We start from the raw sequence: 4,591 nt of genomic DNA, 5'->3' as shown, positions 1-4,591 counted from the left end.
GGTCGCGGGCGCCGGCGCGAAGCCGAGCGCCCAGGTGCGCTCCCGGGTGCCGGAGAGCACCGCGACCGTGGTGCCGTCCGGGCGCAGCAGCGTCACGGCGCGGGCGGAGTGAGCGGGTCCGGACACCGCCAGCAGCCCGCCGTCCGGGGCCAGGTCGCACAGCGTGCCGGATTCCGTGGTGTGCAGGACGGCCGCCGCGGTGCCGCCGCGCCGCCCGATGTGGACGCCGAGTCCTCCGGGACCGCGGATGCCCACGGCCACCGTGCCCCCCGCCGTCAGCGCCAGCCCGGCGGGGCGCCCGTACGGGACCCCGGCGAGCGCCGGCCGGTCGGGGCCGCCGTCGAAGTCCTGGGTGCGCCAGCCGCCGCTGCCGCCGCGGTCCTCGTCGAACCACCAGACGGCCTCGTCCTCGTCGATGGCGCACAGCAGCGTGCCGTGCGGACGGTCCGTCACCTGCCGCCCGGTGCCGGTGGCGCGGTCCCACGTGAAGATCTCGCACCGGCCGTCCGCGTCCCCGGTGTACACCATCCGCTCCGGGTGGCGGGGGCTGGTCACGGGCAGCACAGGCCGGTAGACGCCGTAGGTGCGCGCGGCCGTCCTCGGCGCGGCCGGTGTCACTCGGCCCCTCCCGCCACGAGCCCGGCCCTGGCGGTCGCGTACAGCGCCAGCCCGGCGAACGCGCCCGCGCAGCCCAGTGCCACCGCGCGTCCTCCGTACGCCGCCACCAGGACCCCCGCCGTCACGGGCGCGAGCACCGCGACGGCCTGGCCGGCGGTGCCCAGTACCGTTCCCATCCGGGCCAGCAGCCGGTCGGGGGTGACCAGCATCGCCCGGGTCTGCAGCACCACCACCACGGACGGCACGATCAGCGAGACCCCGCCGAGCAGCAGTCCGTAGGCCCAGGTCCGGGACGTGAACGCGAGCCCGGCCGCCGTGGGCACCATGGCCCAGGACGCGCCCGTCACGATCGGTGCCGCCCGGAGCCGCCGTACGAGCCACGGCGCGGCGAGGGCGCCCAGCAGCCCGCCGACGCCCGCCAGGGTGAGGACGAGACCGATGGAGGAGGGGCTGGCGCCCCGGGCCTGGGAGGTGAACACCGCGTGGAAGTACAGGGCGCCGAGCAGCGCGTTGATCCCGGCGGTCCACACGACCACGAAGCGCAGGAAGGGTTCGGAGGACACGAAGCGCAGCCCCTCGGCGAGGTCCCGGCCGAACGACGGGGCCGGATCCGTGCGATCCGTGCGACCGGGCGGGGCGGGCATCAGGTCCGTGCGGATCGCCTTGCTCAACGCGGCCACCAGCAGGAAGGACACCGCGTCCGCGAGCAACGGGACCCACCGCGCCAGCTGGAACAGCACGCCGCCCAGGGTCGGTCCGACGATCTGCACGGCCTGGTCGCGCGCCTGAAGGTACCCGATCGCCCGGGAGTACCCCTCGGGCGGCACCAGCCGCCGGATCGTCCCGGAGGCCGCCGCCCCGTAAGTGGCGCTGGCCGCCTGCTCGACGACCGCGGCGGCGAGCACGTGGACGAAGACGACGTGGCCGAGGGCCACGGTCACGAACACCGATCCCATGGCGCCCGCCGCGACCAGGGCGGCCAGGTACATCATCGGCTTGCGGGGCAGGCGGTCGGCGTAGACGCCCGCGACCGGCGAGACCACCAGACCGCTGACCAGTGCCACGGAGGCGACGAGTCCGGCGAGTCCGGCCGGGTGTCCGGCGCCCAGCAGGATCAGAGGAAGGAAGAGGGAGGACGCGCAGGTGCCGAGACCGTCGACTGCGCCCGCTGTCCAGAAGAGCGCGAAATCCCGCCTACGGAACGGGGACGGGGAAGCGCTTTCGGATAATAAAGGACCGGAGTGTTGTAATTTCTCGTCGGCCTCATCCATCAAGAATTCCGCTCGGGGAGTGTTGCCGACGCCAACGCACCCACAATGCCCCCTGGAATAAGCGGATTTACGGCCGTCGAGGGTTGCGATCGTAGCGAACGGGGGGACCCGTCACAACACCTGCGTTCGAATGTAATTCTCGATCAAGAAACGGCGTTTTCAGCCGCTCCGGGGGAACGCCGCGTCCCCCGTCCGGCGTGGGGAAGGGCGGCTCGTCACCCCACCGGCCGCGCCACTCGTGGTCGCTCCACGGGCCGTGCTGGGGGCCGCACTTGCCGCGGCTCGTGCTCTCCTGAGGTGGGCCTGCTCCGCCGGGCCCACGGGGCCGGCGGAGCAAGCGCGACGGTGAAGCGGTCAGCGGTCAGCGGTCAGCGGTCAGCGGTCAGCTGTCGGAGCGGAAGGCTCCGTGGACGCGCAGGTCTCCTTGGACCGAGATCTGCCCGTCGTTCGTGTGCATGATCCAGGCGTCCGCATTGCGGACGGAAAGGTGCCCGTTGGCGTTCACCTTGCCCCGGAACCGCGACTCCCCGTGGACCCGGAGCATCCCCTTGGTGGTGAGGTCTCCGGCGACGGTGACCTGGCGGTCGGCCAGCACCTCGCCCTGGGCGTCGAGGCGGCCGTGGACGATCAGCCGGGGCGGGCCGTCCTGCGTCTCCAGCACGTCGTCGACGGTCAGACCGCCCTCCAGGTTGAGCCGTTCCTTCACCCGGGCCCGGTGTGTGACGACGTCATTGAGGTCCGCGGTGCCGGCCGCGACGGTGCCCCACTGCCGGTCACCGGCCCCCTGGAACACGTTCAGCCCCTGGGCCGGGAACTCGATCCACCCGTCCGCGGTCGTGCGGCCCTGCACCCAGGAGGTGTTGATACCGGTCAGATCCGCCTTGTCGGCGGCGACGGTGCCCCATTCCTGTGTCCCGTCCTTGCGGATGTTCACCCCTGACTGCGGGAACTCGATCCACCCCCTGCCGCCGTCGACGTCACCCACCCAGGTGGTGTTGATGCCGTTCACCCGGACCCGGTCCGCCGTGACGACGCCCGGGTCGCCGCCGGGGCCGTGGCCGACCGTGATCCCGTCGGCGGGGAACCGGATCCATCCCGCTGCGACGTCACGCCCCCGCACCAGCGCCGCGCTCACGGTGTCCGCCTCCAGCGATGCGGCGGTGACGGTGCCCGGCGCCTGCCGGTCGTCGAGGACCTCGGTGCCCCGGTCGGTGAAGGTGATACGGCCTTCGTGTGCGGTGCCCTTGACCCACGGGGTCGTGACACCGGTCGTGGCGGTGACGGTTTCCACGGTGGCCGCCTGCGCGGCGAGCGTGCCGTCGTTGCGCTGCCTGTCCAGGACCTTCGCGCCCAGGTCGGTGAACTCGATCCGGCCCTCGTGGTCGATGCCCTGCACCCACGGGGCGGACAGTCCGTGCGTCGCCGTGACGCTCTCGAACTCGGGGCTGCGCAGGTGCACCGTGGTGGTGAGGTAGTACCCCGGCTGGTGCGCGCTCCGGGGGCTGGCGATCAGGATGTAGGTGGCGTCCCGCCGGGGCTCCTCACCCGGATTCGGCGACCAGCTCCAGTCCGGTCCGGATCGCTGCGGGACGGGCTGGGCCGGACCGTCGGGACCCTGGATCCTGTAATCCAGGCCGTCGGGTCCGTCCCACCGCAGGGTGACCCGTTCCGTCGGGCCCAGCAAGGTCTTCTCCGCACGGAAGTTGCGGGGGATCCGGGGAGCCCGCTTCAGCAGGCTCAGCGTGACGAGATGTTCGTTCCTGGCGCCCCGGCCGTGGGACTCCTCCGCCACGGACAGCAGGACCAGCCCCTCTTCGGAGGAGACGGGGAAGCCGGTCAGCTCGATGACGATGACCTCGCCCCGCCGCAGGCGCGCGCCCGAGGACGACTCCAGCCGGTAGGTCCCGGTCGTGGCGTCCCAGCTGTCCGCGAGGTCGACCGTGGGGCTCAGCGTGCTGCGACTGACCCGGGCGCTGATCCGGTCCGGGTCGACGGTCAGATGGTCCCGGCCGGTGCCGTACGGCACTGTCACGGCGAGATCGTAAAGGGTCACGAACCACGCGTTCGGATTGGACACGACGATGTGCACCGTCCCGGGCGACTCCTCGTCCTTGCCCGTGCCGGATACCTGAAGCTGTGCGGGATCGGTGAGTATCTCGTAGTGCAGGTTGGCCATCGCCACATCCCCCTGTCGGCTCCACGGGCGCTCCCCCCACGGGGCGCGGTCCCCGCCGCCCCCAGCACTATCCCGCCAAACACGCCGAGAACCCCCCATCCGCCATGAACGGCCGAAACCGCTCCGCCCTGGCCGGGCGAAGGCGGCAGGGTTTCGGCCACCGAGGAAGCGGCGGCTTCCTCCGCGCGGGAGCCCGGAAGTCCGGGGACCGGCGGGGAGGGGTGGACAGGGTCGGGGATGGGTGGGGCGCCTGAGGGGCCGGAGAGGGCAGTGACCGGCCGGAAAGCGCTGGTGAGGTGGCGTAGAAAGGAACCGCTTCCCCCTGTTGTGGCCACATGGCCGAATGGGCGCGGGAAGGGTGGTCCACCGCATCACCGCCGTAGCGGAACCGGACCACGGAGGCCCCATGGACCCCACCCCGTCGCCCCCTCAACCCCCTTTATCGCGAGCGGAGTTCGCGGCCGACCTGACACGTCTGCGGGAGAAGGCCGACCTGACCGTCCGGGCCGTCGCCGCACGCGTCGAC

2 protein-coding genes and 2 pseudogenes are annotated in these 4,591 nt (G+C 72.5%); all 4 read right to left on the bottom strand.

The features are described from left to right. Nucleotides 1–618 (bottom strand): annotated as a pseudogene (locus ABZW32_RS38895) (S9 family peptidase); the annotation flags it as partial. Then, nucleotides 615–1,889, bottom strand: a complete 1,275-nt coding sequence (locus ABZW32_RS38890; protein ID WP_356225518.1) for an MFS transporter — start codon at nucleotides 1,887–1,889, stop codon at nucleotides 615–617. The pseudogene ABZW32_RS38895 and the gene ABZW32_RS38890, both read right to left, overlap by 4 nt. A gap of 193 nt (nucleotides 1,890–2,082) precedes the next feature. After that, nucleotides 2,083–2,169, bottom strand: a pseudogene (locus tag ABZW32_RS38885) (deaminase); the annotation flags it as partial. Nucleotides 2,170–2,271: 102 nt separating this feature from the next. Then, nucleotides 2,272–4,065 carry a hypothetical protein gene (locus ABZW32_RS38880; protein ID WP_356225517.1) on the bottom strand — a complete coding sequence of 598 codons (1,794 nt, stop codon included), beginning with the start codon at nucleotides 4,063–4,065 and terminating at the stop codon, nucleotides 2,272–2,274. Nucleotides 4,066–4,591 lie beyond the last annotated feature (526 nt).

Source organism: Streptomyces sp. NPDC004667, from assembly GCF_040609475.1.
In the GTDB taxonomy this organism is placed as follows: Bacteria; Actinomycetota; Actinomycetes; order Streptomycetales; family Streptomycetaceae; genus Streptomyces.
The sequence above is the reverse complement of the archived record's forward strand: the minus strand, read 5'-3'. Positions and strand labels throughout refer to the sequence as shown.